The sequence below is a fragment of the Ruegeria sp. AB7 genome (assembly GCF_056542625.1).
Map to the genome: position 1 here is coordinate 287,716 of NZ_JBQGAC010000005.1, position 16,414 is coordinate 304,129.

A 16,414-nucleotide genomic window follows, 5' to 3' on the forward strand; every position below is an offset into this window, starting at 1 on the left:
CACAGCGCACGCCTTTTGGTGTACCACTTTACTTGGATTTCCAACTGTCCAGCCAGCGGCGAAAGCCCTTGCGCTTTTCATCTATTGCATCACCAGCGGCGTAAAGACCATCTTCCATGTTCTCCAAAACAGGATCGATCTTCTTTTGCCGAAACCGCCGCCATCGAACCCAGATGGCCCAAACCAGCGCAGCAAACAAAGTCAGGAAGACAATATTGAACCACGGGATGATGCGGACATCCGGCCCCTCGACATGCCGGATGAAAATTGCGTTGGGAAAAATCGACATGAATTCATTCCGCCAGCCGTAGTGCGTTACGACCACCCAATCGGGGTTATCTTTGGTCGACTTGGCATCGTTGGCCTCGGTGTAAAGGTTCGCAGTGTCGAACTTGAAATAAGGCGGCCAGCCCCAACCGGTGTCTTCGTTGCGATAGACAATCGGCTTCCCGTTGGCGCGTACGGCCTGAATGAACTGTACATCGCGGTTTGACAGGCTGGTGGATTGATCTTCAGGCTCGGACCAGAAGATTCGCGTCCAGTCCGTCAGGTCCTGACGTTCCTCATAGGTGTTGACGATCCGCACCACATCGTGCTGCGGTAGGGAATACTGCAAGATCACGGCGATCGTGCCCCAGAAGATGATAATGAACGCCCATTTCACATAGGCCATGCCTTAACCCTCACATGTAATTCACGATGTAGATCAGCGCGCCAATCGCCACCCAAGGTACAATATAGACACCCAAAATCAGTTTGCGCCGGAATGAGTTGTCGTAGACGTGCAAACCACGCGCAACAAACGCTTCTTTGTTACCGGTTTTGCCCTTTTCGTCCCACCACGTCTCCAACTTTCGCCGCCTAACTCCTCGCGAATAAAAGGACAGCGCGAAATAGGCAATCGTCTGGATCACCAGCAGGATCAGAAACAGGCGCATCGCTCCGAACATCTTAATCTCTCCTGACCGCGCCCCAAGGGCCGACCCGTGCGATCACTGTTTCGCTGACCCGGTCATTGCCGGTCATATCCGGTTCATGACCAAATAGAGCCGCCCGCGCACCAGCCTTGTCCACCTGATACTCGCGGGCAAGGAAGTCGGCAACATAGGCTTTCTTGGTCTCGGGCCAGGTCCTGTAAGTACTATAAAACAATTCCTTGTGGCAGATGAACATCTGCCGCGGATCCAGCGGAGCCAATTCGGTCAACAGCATATTCACCAGATCGCGGTTCGGCGTATCGGCTGCGCGCAATGTGTAGAAATAGGCGGGATGATCCGAGGTGATGCGTGGCCAGCGCCCACCATCCGTCGCCCAGCGCAACAGTTGTGCGAGGCCGTGGTACGCCTCGGGTAGGCGATCGGCGTGATTGCGGGCCAGTCGTCGCATATCGCTGCGATCCAGCCCGCTCAGATCAACATCTGCGTCAGCAGCCGCAGCAATGGTCAGAAAGTCCATCTTCTGTTGTAAGATCGCTGCGGCATCCACGCCGCGCGCCTTAACGATAGGTTCAACCAGATCGTTGTAGTCGAGAAACTTGGCAATCTGGTTCCGTTGCGACGGGTCTAAAATGTATTTGATCGGCATATCGTCAGGCTTTTCGCCCATGCAAATCGCCGCCGGGTGATCCATATCCGGGAACAGGTAGAGCCCGCCAAAGTGTGCTGTCCAGAAGTTGCGCTGCTCGAAAGCGGTATGGCGCAGGCGCACCGGATTGCGCGTTACGTCGCCAGTTTCTTTGGCGGTTTCGATCATCTTGGCGATCAGCACATCGTCGAACCAAGCGTCCTCTTCGGTTTTGAACTGTTCGACCATGCCCGCCAGTTGCTGGGCCTTGCGCAGGGTGCCGCCCGCGGTGTCGGCCTCGATCTCGATCTTGCTCAGGTTCAACAGGTCTCGCGGAGTGGTGAGTTTGATGACCGAGTTCACAAGCTCTCCGGCCACAGCATCGGTGGCGGTCAGGGCAAACAGCTGCGCCTCGTTCATCTCGATGAACTCACGCAGGATATCCCGCGAGGTCGAGAATTTGACGTTCAGCAGAGGCGCGCGCTTCTGCTCGGTCGTCAGCAGGATGAACTGCCGGTTGACCCCGTTGGGGTTGAGGTAGAGCTCGTCCTCCAACTCAATCCTCACCTCGGGCGAATAGCCTGAGATATCGACGTGAAAATCCGTCAGCGCCGTGGTCTTGCCCGCCAGATGTTGCAGTGCGCGGTTATACCGCTCGACCAGAGCCGGGCTTGAGATGTGGACGAGGTTGCCGAACATCAGGCCTTTTTCGATGAGGCGGATCATGCTGGATCACCGTTTCGGAACTGAAGCCTTATACCCAGACCAAGTGCAAACAAGTAGGGCAATGCGAGTAAGACCAGAATAGCGTAATGCCAAACTTCAGAGCCCATAACTTGTTTCGGGTCATAATAATTCCAAAACCATCCGAGTCCGAGTAACAAGGGGATAAGACCGACAAATGGACCTACACAAACACTGAGCGAGAACCAAACAAGGAACCTAAGCGCAAACAGCTTGCCTTCTGGCACGGGTAAATTACTGCGAACGGCGAAGCTCGTTGTCCAGCAAGCGAAGGACACTCCTATCAACAGGATAGCAATGAGCTGCGCAGCTTCCATCACCCCTTCCCCTCCAGATACCGCCGCTTGGCCTCTTCCATCTGGCCCATCTCGCGGACGGCGTTCTCGATGGCGACCTCGTCGCTCTTGTCGGCATAGCGGAATTCGCTGTCGGCGTAGCGGTTGATCTCCTGCATCACCATCTCGACTGTGATCGGCTGGCGCAGGTCCTCGATCATAGCTTTCTTGCTGTCGTAGTCGCGGAACAGGAACAGGTCGGGGTTTTCCATCCACTCATCGGGCAGTTCGAAATCCATCGCGCGGACCTTGACCGCATCGGTGATGTTCTTGATCGCGCGCCCGGTGAACCGCTCATCCGCCTGTTGGATCGCTTTGAGGTAGGTGCCCAGTTTGGCAATCGTGTCCATCTGGCCGATCTCGCCGGAGACGCGGTCAAAGACCTGCAGCAGGGCATCCTCATGCGGGCGGGCGTGGCTTTCGAAACTGGCGACGACGGCCTTTTTGATCTCCTGCGCGGCATAGGCGTCGTGTTCGCCCAGCGGAATGTCGTGGTTGCGGCCCATCAGCAGGTGCAGGATGTCGATGTAGTCCTCACGCGTTTGCGGACCGTCCACTAGGAACCGCGCGCCCGCCCGCTGGCGTAGGGCGTCGTCCACATTCTCTGGGTAGTTCGAGAACATGCCAAAGGTGCAGTTGCCGCGCACGACGGTGTTGGCCCCCGCAAAGCTCTCCATCAGCACGGCCGTGATTTCCAACTGTCCGGCTGACGACTGCCGATCGCCGCGTTTGCCTGCCAGTTGGTCGATATCGTCGATGGTGCCGAAGCCGATAACCGAGGGGTCGATGATCGTGTTGATAAATGCCTTGGCATTCTGGCCGGATTTACCCTGATAGCTGTCGATATTGTCGGTGCTAAGGTTCTGATAGCGGAACGGATAGCCTGCGTTCTGACAATAGTCGTTGATCAGCCCGGCCATCATCTGGATCAGAGCGGTCTTGCCGGTGCCCGGTTTGCCGTCGCCCATGAAGGTAAAGATGAACCCGCCAAGCTCGGCAAACGGGTTCAGGCGTCGGTCGAAGTCGTAGGCCATCACCATCTTGGCCAGCTTCATCGCCTGATATTTGGCGATATGGTTGCCGACCACCTCGTTCGGTTTCTTGAACGTCATGGTCAGGGTGGTGGATTTGGCCTTTGATGCCGGTTCGAAGCCCCGGATGGTCAGATCATCTGCCTCGATATGCCAAGCGGCACTCTGGAACGATGCCAGATGGCCTGCGGACTGGGCGCGTAGAGCGACCTTTTCCATCAATTGCTCGGCATAGGCGCTGGTGGCTGCGATCAGGTGGGCATCATCGGGGGCGTGTTTGGCAAGGGTTTGGTCCAACTCCCACAGCGCGCCGTGCAAGGCGAGTTGGCCGTTGTCGGTCAGGACCTCTTCGATCTCACCGATATCGACAGTGGTCTCTCCCAGATGCGAGGACATCAAGTACGCCAGCGCATTGCCGAAGGTGTGCGAGGTGATCAGAGCCTCGGCAGTCAGCAGTTCCGAGAATTCGGTCTTTCGCGCGGCGGGCAAATCGCCCGCAAGGTTCGCGCGTTTCAAGTCTGCCAACGGTGTCTGTTCGGCGTAGGCCTCGCTCACCGCCAGAGCGATGGCAACCGCACGGCGGATTGCCTGCTGCGTGGTGGCCTGCGGTGGCGAGACCAGCGCATCGCCATCATCCGAGGCCTCGATCCGTTCGACCAAATGCACCCCGTCTGCGCGCACTGTGCGCCGTGTCACCAAACCCGGCGTGGTGGACCGAAACCTCCGTCCGGTCGACACCCCCGGCGACCGTTCCGTCGACGTCTCCACCGCCTTGGCAATCCGCGGCGCGTGTTCGAACCCATTCAGCAAGGCGGTCGCTGCCGGGTAATGCTTGCGAATATCCGCCTCGCGCAATTCCATCTGATCTGACGTCAAAATCATCTTAAAAACCGCCCTTGCTTCATCTTTTTCAAAAATACTCTCGCCGAAGGCGAAACTAATACCTCAACACCTGCCCTGACTTGCTGACCACGAACTTGCGCACATCGGCAAAACCCGGCGGATTGCGTTCGGCCAGCACCTGAAACGGACGCTGGGGCAGGATGATCGACCGTTGGGTGCGCGTGGCTCCGGTCTCGGCCCCCTGCCCGCCGAACGGGTCAAGCGCAAAGACTTCGCGCTCGACGGTCGAAAACCACCCGGCGCGTTCTTCGATCACATTTTCGCTTTCCAGCTCTTCAGTGGTCCAGGCCAGCGCCCAATCCTGACCTTGCGGAGATTGCGCATCCTCCAGCACCTGCCGCAGGGGGCCGGATTGTTCGGTATAGGCCGAGGAATACATTGGCCCCACATGAATGCGGCGCAGGTGTTTGGGGTGCAGGTCGTCAAAGTCCTGATCAAAGCCCTTAGCGATGGTGACCAGTTTCAAACCGCCCAGAGACTGCGCCATCAGATGCGCCTGCACTTCGGGCCAGCGGCGTTGGTCTTTGGGAAGGGCGGTTTTGCCGCTGTCCTCAAGCTGCATCAGATAGATGACGGGCAGGTTGATCTGGCTGTCATAGACCGCCCAGTGGATCAGGAATTTCCGCCGCTCGCCTTCGTTGCCGATCCAGTGGCATTCGGGATCGTTCCGAGCCCAGAACAGCTCTCCTTTCAGCAATTCCTCGTAATAGAGCCTTTGTGACAGCGCGAATTGCAGTTTGGTGGGAATTTCCTGATCGCCAATGATCGTACGCACCATGTCAGATTTTAGGTCATCCTCGGACGGCATATTCGCCAGATGCACCTGCGCCTGCTGCGCGTCGTTGGCCATGGTCAGCAGCTCGGCCGCCACCGGAAACCCGCTGTCGCGCTTGTCCATGGCGAGGCTACCAAAGAACCGCCCCGTATCGCGCCCGACCAGTAGGTATTTCATGGAAAGCGCGCGGAACGTATAGAGCAGTCCCGAGAGGTAGCGCGACACGATCCGCACCTCTTGCTTGCTGATCGCGCCCTCCGCCTCCATCGTTGCGGCTACGCGCAGAAGGTGGACGGTGATCACCTCGAATTTGCGGAAATAACGGCGTGAGGCGAAAGTGTCGGTCAGGCCGACATGGTCTTGGGTGGGGTCAGTCATGCGATTCTTTTGGCTCAAATGGTCCCGCTACTTCTCGATGCAAAAAAGGCCAGAATCCTCTTTCGTTACCATGGATCATTGGATCGCCAATGAGTTGCTTGCCGAACCAAGCCCCAATTCGAATTCCGAAGGCCCATTCGATCAGGCAGAAGTATTTCCAAGATACCCAAAGAAGTAGCGGGAAGAATACGTTGAACATCCTAACCCAAAGCCATGCGAATATCGGCAGTCCCAACCCAATAGCCGAAACTATCTGAACAAGTTGCCAGTTGGGGGAACCTGCAGATTGATAAGTCACGGAACCTATTACCAGGCATGTTAGCACCGTCAGAAACAGGACGGTCGCAAGCAAAAGAGTCGTTGTTTTCATGGTAACTCCCGACCCTTTCCTCAACCCCCATACAAATTCTTATCATGCTTCTCGACAATCGAGGCGAACCGGCGGGCAAAACGCTCATCGGCCTTGGCTTTTTTCTCCAGCACGTCGCGGGCGAAGACCATGTGGTCCTCATGCGCCTCAAGCATGTCGGCCATTTTCTGGTTGGTCGCGGTGCCGATGGCGGCCATGGCGGTTTGCGCCTCTTGGTCGGTCTGCACGCCGATCTCGTTGATGCGGTGGGCCACGTCCTGCTGCTGGGCGGTTTTCAGCGATTTGGTCAGGGCGTCATACAGCACCACGCGCTGCTGCGTGTCTGTCTGCAGCTTGTTGATCAGCACCATCTGCGTCGCCGCCTGGTTCTGCAGGGAATCGACCCAGGTCTTGCCCTTTTCGATATAGCGCTCCAGCGTCTGGGACTTGGCCAGCTTGACCTGCTCTTCCTGAACCTTGGCGTTGTATTGCTTGTTCAGCTCGGCCAATTCAGTCTCTAACTGGGTCCGCGCCGCAGCATCCTGTTCCACGCTGATCTTGTTCTCCAACGTAATAATAGCCGGGTCCATGCCCTGAATCTCGGCGCGCAGAGCCTCCAGTTCGGCCACGGTCGCCTCTCGGTCGTCCAGCGTCACGGTCAGGTTGTCCTCGACCTTCACACGCTGTTCTTCCAACACGGACAGTTGTCCCTCCAGCAGCTTCACGATCACATCGGATTTAGCGATCAAGTCCTGCAGCTTGTCGTCGATATTGGCCGTGCGCATACGCTCCTGCCGCATGGACTCGGATTTGGCCTTGGCGAAGATGCCAACGAACGACTCCCACCCGGTTTTCGAACGCATTTCGTCGAAATCCTTGGAAAACGCGTTGGTCACGTCGTCGAGCCCCATGATCAACTCAGCGATGTTGGCGTTCATCACCTCGGTATGGGCGTGCACATCTTCCAAAGTGGCATTTTCAATGTCGATATCTGCCTCTGCGGTTCCGATCTTGGCACGCGCCGCTTCGATCCGTGAGGTCAAGCCTTCAATCTGCGACTGGCTTTCGCGGACTTTCTGTTGCGTCTCTTGAATCAATGCTTCGAATTGCTGGTTCGACATCTGCTATCCCTATTCTTCTTATCATCCAATGACATAGGGAATGTTATGGCAATTTACATCCCCTTGGGTCTCCAAATCACCAAGACTGTGACAAACTCGACGATAAAAAGATAGACGCAGAGACAAGGCCGAGACACATTGCCTACTGGTTTTCAGAAGGGAAAATAGAAGCTCTTGGATTTCTTAAGTTGAAGTTGCCGAAGGGCAAGGTCAGTAGTTCGAATACCGGAAATTGACCACAGCATCATCTTGAATAGCGCAATGGGCTTTTATGTGGCTCCGCGCATCATTGCTGTCCTTCGAGCGCGCGACCTCCAGATCAATCAGATCGATGCCATCAGAATTTGTCGTATAGGAAAGCGTCCGCTCAAAATCGACGGCATAGTAGCCTTGATTGCTCATGGCGGTGTGGGTCCGATGCATACAAAGCCCGATCGCATTCTCCTCGGGCGAAACGTGCGGGTGCTTCTGGTACTTTGATCCGTGCTTGTGATGGTGTTTGGCGATCGACGCTCCCAGCACACCCAACGCGACCCCAGCGATAAGCGCTCCTGTATCGTTGGCACGGGTTGATGTCGCGGTCAGTGTGGTCGATGCAACAACGGCACAGACTATAGCGGCAAAAACGGATTTCATTCGCATCTATTTCGTCTCCCTCTGTAGGCAGTGAACAAAATTCAGTTCATTGAAGTGTTCCAGAAGAGACTAGCCTGACGACCTAAACTATTGCCAGATTTTCGTGAAAACGTGTTGCCCACCAAGTCCTTGTTGCGATGGATACAACTTCGCCCCGCGCCTGGAGGAACGCGGGGCGTGTGGTGCGACAATCCAGAGAGGCGGGACTGTCGCTATGTGATCAACAGCCTCAGTTCACGGCTTTGGCGTCAACCACGTCCTTTTCAATGGCCTTGCCAGACGAAATTTCGATCCGGCGCGGTTTCAGCGCTTCTGGCACTTCGCGCTTCAGATCGATGTTCAGCATGCCGTTTTCATGGCTCGCGCCGGTGACACGAACGTGGTCGGCCAGAGCAAAGCGGCGCTCGAACGCGCGGGTGGCGATGCCACGGTGCAGGTAGCTGCGCTCTTTTTCGTCCGAAGCTTTCTTGCCGGAAACCACCAGAGAATTTTCCTTTACCTCAACCGACAGATCGGCCTCGGAAAACCCGGCAACAGCGACCGAAATGCGGTAGGTATCAGCATCGGTCTTTTCGATGTTATAAGGGGGATAGCTGGGCTGAGCCACGTCATTGGTCAAAACCCGGTCCATCATGTCTGCAATCTGGTCGAAACCGATGGTTGCGCGGTGAAGTGGTGCGAAGTCAAATGTACGCATGTCGTATCCTCATCTTTGAGCGATTCACGAAATTGCCCTCCGAAATGGACGGGCGGTGATTTATGCCGGACCCCAGCTTTGGCGATCCGGTAAAATTCAGATGGGAAGTAAAAGGACCGGGTTCAAGACCCGCCCGCGCTGAGGAATTTAGCACCCGAACTGGACTTGGCTGAACCCGGCTGCAATCTGCGGATTGTTGCCGTGGGTCGGGGCGCGTCACGACGCAATATCGCCTTGAGTTCCGAGACAATCCCCGACAGCTCCATCCCGTAGCCGATCTTGCGTTGACCATCCGATGCGCCCGCCGAAACAACCGACAGGATCTGCCAACGTGGGCCTTTCTTTGCTAAAATAGCGGAGCCCGACGAACCGAATGTAATATCGCAATCAAAGCTGATCAGCCCCTGCCCGCGTTGCAGGATGCGGCAAGAGCGTTGGCGCGTGATCGCCTCGGCCCGACCGCGACCATACGAGGCGACGCTGATTTCGCTGTCGCTGACGCGGCCGCTGTGCAACGCGAACGGATCAGCAATCGAATAGGGAATCGGCTCTTCCAGCCGCATTAGAGCCACATCAATTCGAACACGTGACGCCGATACCGGCGCATTGGCAACAAAATCGGGATGGGTCGCAATCTGGATGACCTTGCGATCCGCAAGCGCCTGACCGTCGCTCAAACCGGCGCGAAAGGTCAATTCACCGGGGGCATAGGGTTTTCCGGTGGCCTTGCTCACAGCGCAATGCGCCGCTGTCAGCACGATGTCCTTTGCGATCAAAGTACCGGTGCAAAAGCCCTGTTCGCCGATATCCAGACGTCCGACCGCCTCCCACCCATACAGATCATCGCGATCCGTCAGTCGGCGCTTGCCGCTGGTCTGGGCCTGCGCGGCAGTTACGAGAATAGAAACAAGCAAGGTGATACTTAGAAAAACACGCATCATGGCTTAATGAACTTTGCTCCGAGGTTTTTGGTGTTGTTGTCCAATGTGGCGTACATACCCCGCCCCTGCGAAAGCTCGGCCCGCAACAATTCCAGCGATTCATCCAAGGCGGTGCCCAGCGCAACGCGTTGACCCTGCAATTCGGCCTTCGCTGCAACGACCGACACAATGCGTGGCCGCTCGCCGTCAAACGAAAAGATCGGCGCGCCGGATGCCCCGAAATCCACGTTGCAGGACATAACCAGAATTCCAGCCTGTCGCCCAATGACGGAACAGACTTCCTGCAGTGCTGGCGCTTCGGCGCGGTCATGCGCGTACGAGACAACCCCCACCTCTTGACCGCGGGCAGGACGGCGTCCGGTTTCGAAAGGAATGACCGAGGTGTTGCGGATCGGCTGCCACAGCTCGATCAGCGCAATATCATGACGCACCCGCGTTGCAGAAACATTGCCTTCATACACATAGTCGGGGTGAACCACTGTTCGACGCGCCGGGCGATAAGCCGAGGCGGAACCGAGGCGCCAACCGGCCAGAAACTCGATCCGGGCCGGATTAATTCGCTGTTTCGTGGTTTTGTCGTACAGACAATGCGCAGCCGTCAGTACCAGAGTCGGAGATATCAGCGATCCGGTACAAAACCCGGTGCCGTCGATATCCAGCCGACCAACTGCCATCCACTCGCGCCCAGCATCGGTGGTTTCCAGGCTCCTAAGCCCAGTATCCTGCGCCTGTCCTGCCAAGGGCAGCAAGCTGAAGACAATAGCCGTGATCCAGTTGCGCACGCGGGTCTCCGGTCATGAGGTCCGACCAAGATTCGTATGCCGTTGGTGCGGCGAAAATAGGGCAATTGCCCCTTGTATGAATTTCAACCGGACCTGATGCGCGAGTGCAGCAATCGATCAGCGCAGTTGGGGTACCCCAGCCATGCCGTCGCGCAATGCGCGCGGTTCCGGCCCTCCGGTGGCCCAGTCCAGCAGCTCGACTGTGTGGACAACGGGCGTGTCAGTCCCAGAGCCGATCTGCATCATGCATCCGATGTTACCTGCCGCGATAACATCAGGGTTCCTAGCCTCAAGCGTGCGCACTTTTCGTTCTTTCAACTGACCCGAAATCTCAGGCTGCATCAGGTTGTAGGTTCCTGCACTGCCACAGCACAAATGACTATCCTTAGGCTCTAACACTGTGAATCCAGCCGATTTCAGCAGGTTCTTGGGATAAGAGGTAACCTTTTGCCCATGTTGCAATGAACACGCCGCGTGGTAGGCAACAACCAGTTCTTTCTTGTCGCTGTCCGGCATCTCTAGCTGCACCAAAAGCTCACTGATATCCATCGCCAGGGCGGATACACGCCCCGCATCCGCCGCCAGCGGATCACTGCGGAACATGTGCCCATAATCTTTGACCGTGGTACCACACCCCGAGGTGTTGATCACGATCGCATCCAGACCATCACCATCCATTTCGCGTGTCCAGGCCCGGATATTGGCTGCAGCAGACGCATGGCTTTCACCGGTTTTACCCATGTGATGGGTTAATGCGCCACAACAGCTGGCACCTTCGGCGACAACGACCTCGCAGCCCAATCGGGTCAGCAGGCGAATCGTGGCGTCGTTGATGTCGGTGTTCAGCGCTTTTTGCGCACAGCCCGTCATTAGGGCGACGCGTTTCTTCTTAGCGCCTTTTGCTGCAAAGCTCTGAGGGTCATCATTGCGACTGACTGGTGGAATATATCTCGGCGCCATGTCCAGCATCGCCTTTAGCCGGGCATCCGGCATCAGAAACCGGAACGGACGACCCAGCTTTGCCCCGATTAGAGCCCAGCGAAAGCGTGTCGGATAAGGCAGGATTCTGGCCAATATCCAGCGCAGAGCACGATCCGAGATCGGGCGCTTGTAGTTGTCTTCGATATATTCCCGTGCGTGGTCCACGAGGTGCATGTAATGCACGCCCGAGGGGCACGTGGTCATGCAGGCGAGGCAGGATAGGCAGCGATCGATATGCTTGACAGTCTTTTCGTCCGGAACACGCTCATTCTCCAACATGTCCTTGATCAGATAGATGCGCCCGCGAGGGCTGTCCAACTCATCGCCTAGCACCTGATAAGTCGGGCAGGTTGCTGTACAGAAACCACAGTGAACACAATTTCGGAGTATCTCGTTGGATCGCTGAATCGCTGGGTCTTGCAACTGCTTTTCGGTAAATTTCGTCTGCATCGCCTACCCCATCAGACCCGGATTGAACACGTTCCGAGGGTCAAATCTCTTCCGAATTGCCTTTGTTAGAGCCTGAATCTGCGTGCTCTCTGGTTGGAATCGCCCAAATTCAACGATGGTGTCAGCCTCTGCGCGTACCAGCGTTGCATGTCCTTCAAAGTGACCCAGTCGTGCACGCAGATCGGTGCCCTTTGGCACCAATACCCAGATCAAGCCCCCGCCCCAGTCAAATAAGGTTCGATCCGCGTCGATCCGTTCTGCAAGGCTGGCTGCATCGCCGGGTTTCACCGATAAGCGCCAGACATCACCTTCCAGATCCTGAAACGCACGCAGATCGCGCAGATCGACCCAGTGGTTGCTCGAATTCTCTAACTCGGTGCATTCGCCCCCAAGGATTTCGCGCAATCGACCTACCCGATAGGCAACCGAGTCGGCAAATCCTTCGATCCGCAACAAGGCCTGACCATCCGGTGGATCATAGGCTGCGCTGCTCACCTCGAAGGGGGATTTCAGGGCAGTGGACATGAGATCAACTGCGGTTCCTACATCAGCGGCCCCGACTGCCAGAGTGGTCTCGACCTCAGGTCTAGGCAGCACTTTCAGTGAGACCTCGGACAGCACCCCTAGCGTGCCCCAGGAACCCGCCATGAGCTTGACCAGATCGTAACCGGTGACATTCTTCATCACCCGCCCGCCATTCTTGATCACCTGCCCCAACCCGTCGACATAACGTACGCCCAACAGGAAATCCCGGCACGCGCCAGCCTGAATTCGACGCGGCCCCGAGATGTTGGCCGCGACAACACCGCCGATTGTCGGTTCCCCCGTGGTGCCCAGCAAACCGCGATGATCCATCGGCTCGAACGCCAGTTGCTGGCCCTCGGCCTCCAAAGCCGCTTCGATCTCAGTCACTGGAGTCCCGGCATGCGCGACCAGAGTCAATGCGCCCGGCTCATACTGTGTAATTCCGTGCAGTCCCGACAGGTTCAGCACAGGCTCGGGCCCATCAAGGCCGCGCGTGCCGCCTCCGGCAATACGCACTGGGCCATCCAGGCCGGCAACGATGTCCGCAAGTTCAGCCTCGGTTTCAGGTGTCATGGCACTTCATCTTTTCGAAAATACTCTGGGTATTGATGGGGAAGGCTCATCTATTCCGCGGCCATCCTGCGCGTGGCAGACACCTTTAGCGGAAACACCTTGGCTGGGTTCAACAGCCAATTCGGGTCAAACACATCTTTCACCGCCATCTGCGCCTCAAGATCCTGTGGTTCATATTGGTGTGTCATCAGATCACGCTTTTCGATGCCGACCCCATGCTCACCAGTCAGGCAGCCCCCCGCATCAACGCAAAGCTTCAGGATGTCCGCCCCGAACGCTTCACATTTCTCAAGATCGCCGGGTTTGTTGGCGTCAAACAGGATCAAGGGGTGCATGTTGCCGTCACCGGCATGGAACACATTGCCGACTGGCAGGCCATAATCTTTGCTCAGCTCCCCGATCCGGCGCAGGACGAAGGGTAGCGATGAGACCGGGATCGTCCCATCCAGACACATATAATCGTTGATTTGCCCCATCGCGCCAAAAGCCGATTTCCGCCCCAACCAGATACGGGCGCTTTCATCAGCCGATTGGCTTTCTCGCAGCTCAACCGGATTATGCCGCTTGGCGATCTCGATAATCTTCGACAACTGGCTATCGATCTCTGCCTCTGATCCTTCAACTTCGACAATCAGCAACGCCTCGCAATCAGGATAACCCGCTTGGGCGAAATTCTCGCAGGCTCGAATACAAAGGCGGTCCATGAACTCGATCGCGACAGGCAATATGCCCGATTTGATTATGTCAGAGACGCATTGACCGGCTACTTCATTATCGTCAAAGCCCATCAGAACGGGCCGCGCGCCCTCAGGTTTGCGCAGGATGCGCAACGTTGCTTCAGTTACGACACCCAATTGCCCTTCGGATCCGCAGATAACACCCAACAGGTCCAACCCGCCTGCATCCAGATAAGCACCTCCAATTTCGACCACGCTGCCATCCATCATGACCATAGTCACACCCATCAGATTGTTGGTCGTCACCCCGTATTTCAGGCAATGCGCCCCGCCCGAATTCATCGCGATATTTCCGGCAATGGCGCAGGCAAGCTGGGATGAGGGATCGGGGGCGTAAAAGAAATCCTCTTCTTCAACGGCACCGGTTACACTCAGGTTGGTTCGGCCGGATTGCACCTTGATAAACCTGTTGTCGTAATCGATTTCCAGAACTTCGTTCATCCGTGCAACGCCTAGAATCACACAATCTGCCGTCGGCAGGGCACCACCCGCCAATGACGTGCCCGCGCCGCGCGGTACAACCGGCACACCCAGTTCATGGCAAATGCGCAAGACATCTGAAACCTGCTGCGTGGTCGAAGGCAGTACAGCCAGCATTGGCGGGCATTTATAGGCGGTCAGCGCATCACATTCATAAGCCCTGGTCTCGGCCTCTTCATGGATAACAGCATCCTTCGGCAGCACTTGCTGTAGTCGCGCAACCAATGCCTGCTTGCGTGCTAAGACATCCGGATTTGGCTTGGGCATTTCCATCGCTGATCCTCCATTTGGTAAAATTATATTACCAATTTTATCGACTGGCAAGTTGCCGAATCCAACAATAGTGTCGCGGCATGACCTGGATCGACCGCACATTACTGTTTTCCTCGCTGGACTATGCAGCCGTTTTGCTATTGTTCGCGACATGGCTGGGGATTGGGTGGAGGATCGAAAATCCGTCCTCTCAGAAACCATCGGTTTCATTGATGATGGATGATTTTCGCAAGGTCTGGATGCGTGAAATGGTGACGCGCCAGCCGCGTGTGTTCGATGCACAAGTGATCTCGGCCATGCGTCAGGGCAGCACGTTCTTCGCTTCGACAATCATGATTGCAATAGGCGGCGGCTTGGCATTGCTTGGCAATACCGAACGCCTTGCTGGGGTTGCTGAAGATCTTGCCATCGGCCGTGCGCCTGCCATGGTTTGGGAAATCAAGATACTGATTATTCTGCTTTTTCTGTCGAACGCTTTTCTGAAATTTGTCTGGTCGCATCGCCTGTTTGGGTATTGCGCAATTCTGATGGCCGCTGTTCCAAATGATCCCGATGATCCACAGGCCTATCCACGCGCCACACAATCTGCTGATATCTGCATCACGGCGGCTCGTAGTTTCAATCGCGCGTTGCGGGCGACATATTTTGCGTTGGCTTCAATCGCATGGATACTTGGACCGGTAGCCCTGATCCTAAGCTCAATCGTCACATTCGGTGTGCTCTATCGTCGCGAATTCGCCTCGCATTCACGCACCGTAATCATGACTGCGCCACCAAACACAGAGTCGTGATCGCGATGCGATGCGCGAGCGCATAGTTTGACCCCATGCGAAATCTGATTCTCAGCGCCTTACTGGCCAGCCCCGCATTCGCCGACCCTCCGATGGTCGAACAGGTTTCAGCCCAATCAAATGGGGATACCTGGCGGTTCGACGTCACGATCCGCCACTCCGACACCGGATGGGATGACTATGCCGATGGCTGGCGTGTTCTGGATATGCAGGGGAACGAGCTGGGGATGCGTGTGCTGCATCACCCTCATGTCGATGAGCAGCCCTTTACACGGTCACTTGGCGGGGTGGTGATTCCGGACGGGACCACGCAGGTGCAAATTCAGGCGCGCGACAATGTCGGTGGTTGGAGCGAAGACACGACCGTGGTCGATCTGAACTGACCCTCAGAACACCCCGAGGCTGAGACCTGCGGCCAAGGCCGCTCCAACCTCACGACAGTTTTCAAGTTGTTCTTCAGGAATGATCTTTTCGGCCAAGATCGCTTTGGGTGTTTGCGCATGAGTGCAGATGATCAGGGGCGGTTGCACCTCTTTCAACCGCCACCCCGTTGCGATCCGAGCCATCTGGCGCGCGGCATTTTCGCCATCTGATCCGGCGCAGACCATCTGCGCATAGGGTCGACCTTCGATCCTCCCCAGCACAGGATAATAACAGCGGTCGAAAAACTCTTTCATCAGACCCGAAATCGCGGCCAGGTTCTCGGGCGCGCAGAAGATATAGCCATCGGAGGCCAGCAAGTCGTTCGGCCCGGCATGATCGGCAGTTTTCAGGATGGTGTTCGCTTCATCCCGCGCCGCTTCGGCTGCGGCTTCAGCCATTTGCCGGGTGCCGCCGGTGCGCGAATGGTAGACGATCAATAGCTGCGCCATGTCAGACCCGGTGATAAGGGCCGCCTGAAAGGATGGTCGCGGCCCGGTAAAGTTGCTCGGCCAGCATCACACGGACCAACATATGGGGCCAGACCATTGACCCAAAGGATAGGGAAAAATCAGCCTCCGCCCGCAGATTTGGGTCTATTCCGTCCGCTCCGCCGATGATCAGCGCCAGATCCTGTCGGCCCGCGTCGCGCCATCCACCCAGCTTTTTTGCAAATTCAGGCGAGGACAACACCCGTCCGCGCTCATCTAGCGTACAGATCACCACACCCTTGGGCAGCGCCTTGCGCAGCAGGGCCGCCTCGGCCCCCATGCCTGCGTTTTTCTTGTCTTCGACCTCGATCACCTTCGCAGGACCAAGGCCCAGCGCGCGGCCGGTCCTGTCAAATCGGGTCAGGTAGTCGTCAAGCAGGGATTTCTCCGGTCCGGCGCGCAATCGCCCGACCGCAACGATGCTGATACGCATGTCTC

19 protein-coding genes are annotated in these 16,414 nt (G+C 56.6%); 2 read left to right on the forward strand and 17 right to left on the reverse strand.

Annotated features, from left to right (window positions below; all coding sequences use genetic code 11):
- Positions 1-28 precede the first annotated feature (28 nt).
- From ACR0EN_RS15045 to ACR0EN_RS15115, 15 genes are all read right to left on the reverse strand, one after another.
- Positions 29-673, reverse strand: a complete 645-nt coding sequence (locus ACR0EN_RS15045; RefSeq protein ID WP_170408694.1) for a DUF1523 family protein — start codon at positions 671-673, stop codon at positions 29-31.
- Between the two features lie 10 nt (positions 674-683).
- Positions 684-950, reverse strand: coding sequence for a hypothetical protein (locus ACR0EN_RS15050; protein WP_170395242.1), 267 nt, complete (start codon positions 948-950; stop codon positions 684-686).
- A 1-nt stretch (position 951) separates the two neighbouring features.
- The gene (locus ACR0EN_RS15055; protein WP_480587519.1) at positions 952-2,289 is read right to left on the reverse strand and encodes a DUF6638 family protein; all 1,338 of its coding nucleotides are present in this window, start codon (positions 2,287-2,289) and stop codon (positions 952-954) included.
- On the reverse strand, positions 2,286-2,624 hold the full coding sequence (locus tag ACR0EN_RS15060; RefSeq protein WP_480587522.1) for a hypothetical protein: 339 nt from the start codon (positions 2,622-2,624) through the stop codon (positions 2,286-2,288). The genes ACR0EN_RS15055 and ACR0EN_RS15060 overlap by 4 nt, the downstream gene beginning before the upstream one ends.
- Positions 2,624-4,555 carry an AAA family ATPase gene (locus ACR0EN_RS15065; RefSeq protein WP_480587526.1) on the reverse strand — a complete coding sequence of 644 codons (1,932 nt, stop codon included), beginning with the start codon at positions 4,553-4,555 and terminating at the stop codon, positions 2,624-2,626. Before ACR0EN_RS15065 ends, ACR0EN_RS15060 begins: the two co-directional genes overlap by 1 nt.
- 55 nt (positions 4,556-4,610) lie before the next feature.
- Positions 4,611-5,729, reverse strand: coding sequence for a hypothetical protein (locus tag ACR0EN_RS15070; RefSeq protein WP_170818482.1), 1,119 nt, complete (start codon positions 5,727-5,729; stop codon positions 4,611-4,613).
- Positions 5,722-6,099 (reverse strand): hypothetical protein, encoded by a 378-nt coding sequence (locus tag ACR0EN_RS15075; protein ID WP_170818481.1) that lies wholly within the window; start codon positions 6,097-6,099, stop codon positions 5,722-5,724. The genes ACR0EN_RS15070 and ACR0EN_RS15075 overlap by 8 nt, the downstream gene beginning before the upstream one ends.
- 20 nt (positions 6,100-6,119) lie before the next feature.
- Positions 6,120-7,199 (reverse strand): coiled-coil domain-containing protein, encoded by a 1,080-nt coding sequence (locus tag ACR0EN_RS15080; protein ID WP_170736835.1) that lies wholly within the window; start codon positions 7,197-7,199, stop codon positions 6,120-6,122.
- 210 nt (positions 7,200-7,409) lie between these two features.
- Complete coding sequence (locus ACR0EN_RS15085; protein WP_170395209.1) at positions 7,410-7,841, reverse strand: hypothetical protein; 432 nt, start codon at positions 7,839-7,841, stop codon at positions 7,410-7,412.
- 223 nt (positions 7,842-8,064) lie between these two features.
- Positions 8,065-8,532 carry an Hsp20 family protein gene (locus ACR0EN_RS15090; protein WP_170395206.1) on the reverse strand — a complete coding sequence of 156 codons (468 nt, stop codon included), beginning with the start codon at positions 8,530-8,532 and terminating at the stop codon, positions 8,065-8,067.
- 122 nt (positions 8,533-8,654) lie between these two features.
- Positions 8,655-9,473, reverse strand: coding sequence for a trypsin-like serine peptidase (locus ACR0EN_RS15095; protein WP_480562695.1), 819 nt, complete (start codon positions 9,471-9,473; stop codon positions 8,655-8,657).
- A complete protein-coding gene (locus tag ACR0EN_RS15100) occupies positions 9,470-10,255 on the reverse strand; it encodes a trypsin-like serine peptidase (protein ID WP_480587529.1) in 786 nt (261 codons plus the stop codon). Before ACR0EN_RS15100 ends, ACR0EN_RS15095 begins: the two co-directional genes overlap by 4 nt.
- A gap of 117 nt (positions 10,256-10,372) precedes the next feature.
- Complete coding sequence (glcF, locus tag ACR0EN_RS15105) at positions 10,373-11,686, reverse strand: glycolate oxidase subunit GlcF (protein WP_480587533.1); 1,314 nt, start codon at positions 11,684-11,686, stop codon at positions 10,373-10,375.
- Between the two features lie 3 nt (positions 11,687-11,689).
- Complete coding sequence (locus ACR0EN_RS15110; protein ID WP_170613615.1) at positions 11,690-12,784, reverse strand: FAD-binding protein; 1,095 nt, start codon at positions 12,782-12,784, stop codon at positions 11,690-11,692.
- Between the two features lie 50 nt (positions 12,785-12,834).
- Positions 12,835-14,274 carry an FAD-linked oxidase C-terminal domain-containing protein gene (locus ACR0EN_RS15115; protein ID WP_170818478.1) on the reverse strand — a complete coding sequence of 480 codons (1,440 nt, stop codon included), beginning with the start codon at positions 14,272-14,274 and terminating at the stop codon, positions 12,835-12,837.
- Between the two features lie 80 nt (positions 14,275-14,354).
- Here ACR0EN_RS15115 and ACR0EN_RS15120 point away from each other — a divergent pair, with 80 nt between their 5' ends.
- Both ACR0EN_RS15120 and ACR0EN_RS15125 read left to right on the forward strand, forming a co-directional pair.
- On the forward strand, positions 14,355-15,065 hold the full coding sequence (locus ACR0EN_RS15120) for a DUF599 domain-containing protein (RefSeq protein ID WP_170395190.1): 711 nt from the start codon (positions 14,355-14,357) through the stop codon (positions 15,063-15,065).
- Between the two features lie 35 nt (positions 15,066-15,100).
- Positions 15,101-15,448, forward strand: coding sequence for a hypothetical protein (locus ACR0EN_RS15125; RefSeq protein ID WP_480587536.1), 348 nt, complete (start codon positions 15,101-15,103; stop codon positions 15,446-15,448).
- A gap of 3 nt (positions 15,449-15,451) precedes the next feature.
- On the opposite strand, the gene ACR0EN_RS15130 is transcribed toward ACR0EN_RS15125, so the two are convergent.
- Together ACR0EN_RS15130 and rlmH are read right to left on the reverse strand one after the other, a co-directional pair.
- Complete coding sequence (locus ACR0EN_RS15130) at positions 15,452-15,937, reverse strand: flavodoxin family protein (protein ID WP_480587539.1); 486 nt, start codon at positions 15,935-15,937, stop codon at positions 15,452-15,454.
- Between the two features lies 1 nt (position 15,938).
- Entirely contained in the window at positions 15,939-16,409 is a 471-nt protein-coding gene (gene rlmH, locus ACR0EN_RS15135; RefSeq protein WP_170515789.1) for a 23S rRNA (pseudouridine(1915)-N(3))-methyltransferase RlmH, read from the reverse strand.
- Positions 16,410-16,414 lie beyond the last annotated feature (5 nt).

Excerpts from the sequence above, each read along its gene's own strand:
- ACR0EN_RS15125 (WP_480587536.1), top strand. The coding sequence starts at position 15,101 with ATGCGAAATCTGATTCTCAGCGCCTTACTGGCCAGCCCCGCATTCGCC.
- ACR0EN_RS15045 (WP_170408694.1), bottom strand. The coding sequence starts at position 673 with ATGGCCTATGTGAAATGGGCGTTCATTATCATCTTCTGGGGCACGATC.
- ACR0EN_RS15130 (WP_480587539.1), bottom strand. The coding sequence starts at position 15,937 with ATGGCGCAGCTATTGATCGTCTACCATTCGCGCACCGGCGGCACCCGG.
- glcF (WP_480587533.1), bottom strand. The coding sequence starts at position 11,686 with ATGCAGACGAAATTTACCGAAAAGCAGTTGCAAGACCCAGCGATTCAG.
- ACR0EN_RS15080 (WP_170736835.1), bottom strand. The coding sequence starts at position 7,199 with ATGTCGAACCAGCAATTCGAAGCATTGATTCAAGAGACGCAACAGAAA.
- ACR0EN_RS15075 (WP_170818481.1), bottom strand. The coding sequence starts at position 6,099 with ATGAAAACAACGACTCTTTTGCTTGCGACCGTCCTGTTTCTGACGGTG.
- ACR0EN_RS15070 (WP_170818482.1), bottom strand. The coding sequence starts at position 5,729 with ATGACTGACCCCACCCAAGACCATGTCGGCCTGACCGACACTTTCGCC.
- ACR0EN_RS15060 (WP_480587522.1), bottom strand. The coding sequence starts at position 2,624 with ATGGAAGCTGCGCAGCTCATTGCTATCCTGTTGATAGGAGTGTCCTTC.
- ACR0EN_RS15110 (WP_170613615.1), bottom strand. The coding sequence starts at position 12,784 with ATGACACCTGAAACCGAGGCTGAACTTGCGGACATCGTTGCCGGCCTG.
- ACR0EN_RS15050 (WP_170395242.1), bottom strand. The coding sequence starts at position 950 with ATGTTCGGAGCGATGCGCCTGTTTCTGATCCTGCTGGTGATCCAGACG.
- ACR0EN_RS15090 (WP_170395206.1), bottom strand. The coding sequence starts at position 8,532 with ATGCGTACATTTGACTTCGCACCACTTCACCGCGCAACCATCGGTTTC.
- ACR0EN_RS15120 (WP_170395190.1), top strand. The coding sequence starts at position 14,355 with ATGACCTGGATCGACCGCACATTACTGTTTTCCTCGCTGGACTATGCA.
- ACR0EN_RS15055 (WP_480587519.1), bottom strand. The coding sequence starts at position 2,289 with ATGATCCGCCTCATCGAAAAAGGCCTGATGTTCGGCAACCTCGTCCAC.
- ACR0EN_RS15095 (WP_480562695.1), bottom strand. The coding sequence starts at position 9,473 with ATGATGCGTGTTTTTCTAAGTATCACCTTGCTTGTTTCTATTCTCGTA.
- rlmH (WP_170515789.1), bottom strand. The coding sequence starts at position 16,409 with ATGCGTATCAGCATCGTTGCGGTCGGGCGATTGCGCGCCGGACCGGAG.
- ACR0EN_RS15115 (WP_170818478.1), bottom strand. The coding sequence starts at position 14,274 with ATGGAAATGCCCAAGCCAAATCCGGATGTCTTAGCACGCAAGCAGGCA.
- ACR0EN_RS15085 (WP_170395209.1), bottom strand. The coding sequence starts at position 7,841 with ATGCGAATGAAATCCGTTTTTGCCGCTATAGTCTGTGCCGTTGTTGCA.
- ACR0EN_RS15065 (WP_480587526.1), bottom strand. The coding sequence starts at position 4,555 with ATGATTTTGACGTCAGATCAGATGGAATTGCGCGAGGCGGATATTCGC.